The organism is Delftia sp. WSY_10 (assembly GCF_043104705.1).
GTDB lineage: Bacteria > Pseudomonadota > Gammaproteobacteria > Burkholderiales > Burkholderiaceae_C > Comamonas > Comamonas tsuruhatensis.
Genome location: NZ_JBICKY010000038.1, coordinates 1 through 1,147 on the forward strand (window position 1 = coordinate 1; position 1,147 = coordinate 1,147).

Here is a 1,147-nt window from a genome sequence, read left to right on the forward strand (position 1 = left end):
GGAGGTGGCGCCGGTGGCGGCATGGCCATGAACATCACGGCGCCCGGTGGGGGCGATGGCGGCGGTGGTGGGGGTGCAGGCGGAGGTGGCAAGGCCTCGCAGCTCACCATGGATGGACAAAGCATCCAGCTCAATGCCGCCAAGATCCGGCTCGAAGCCCAGCAGGAAATCCTGCTGACCTGCGGCAAAAGCACCATCCGCATCACGCCCGGCGACATCCAGATCCTCTCGCCCATGGACCGGCTCAACTGCTGAGGCCCGCATGTCCTGCAGCCCCTGCATTCCCCGCATCTTCCGCATCCGCCGTCCCGTTCTCTCTCACCTCTCCAGGAGCAGCCTCGCATGAGTGGCCAACCCGCAGCCCGCATCACCGACAGCGTCGTCAAGGGCAAGATCGTCACCGGCTCGCGCACCGTGCTCATCGGCAGCCAGGGGGGCCTGGCCTGCTCCGTCTGCCCAGGTGGCATCACCGTCAGCTCCCCCGTCAACCCCCAGCTCGGCGCCAAGGTCCTGCTGGGCGCACAAGACCTGGACTTCGCCCTGCCATCGGCTGCGCTGCCCGTGGCCTGGCAGCGCCAGTACAGCAGCTACGTCAACCCCGAGCACGGCGCGGCCTGCGGCCTGCTGGGCCATGGCTGGCACCTGCTGCAGGAGCTCAGCATCCGCCTGCAGGAAGAGGCCACCTTGCTGCTGGACGCCAGCGGCCGCGTCATCACCTTCGACCAGCCCCTGGCCCCGGGCGGCCAGCTGCACAGTGCCAGCGAAGACATCTGGCTGCTGCGCGGCGGCAGCCCGGAGCCGGACGGCGGCACAGCGCCCTGGGCTGCGAACCCGCGCTGGTCGCATGTGGAGGCGGCGCTGGCGTGCAATCCCGAGGCCATCCTGGCCTTCAGCGGCGATGGCGACACCCTCTGGGGCTTTGGCCCCCCGCCCGGTGAGTCGGTCGATGGCCCCTGGCGCCTCATGGCCCAGATCGACCGCTTCGGACGCCGCCAGCTCTACCACTACAGCGACGGCAAGACCACGGCCCCGGACGTCAACGGCAGTCCGGAACCGCTGCCCGCAGGCCGCCTGGTCTCCCTGAGCGACGGCACAGGCCGGCGCTACCGCCTGCTGCACCAGCGCATCCACGGCGGCAAGGACGCGC

The 1,147-nt window shown here is 70.3% G+C and carries 1 protein-coding gene and 1 pseudogene; both read left to right on the forward strand.

Going from position 1 to position 1,147, the window contains the following annotated elements; genetic code table 11:
* Positions 1-255, forward strand: a pseudogene (locus ACF8ML_RS18380) (type VI secretion system tip protein VgrG); the annotation flags it as partial.
* An 87-nt stretch (positions 256-342) separates the two neighbouring features.
* Positions 343-1,147 (forward strand): DUF6531 domain-containing protein (locus ACF8ML_RS18385; protein ID WP_392407596.1); only part of this gene is annotated, 805 nt, incomplete at its 3' end.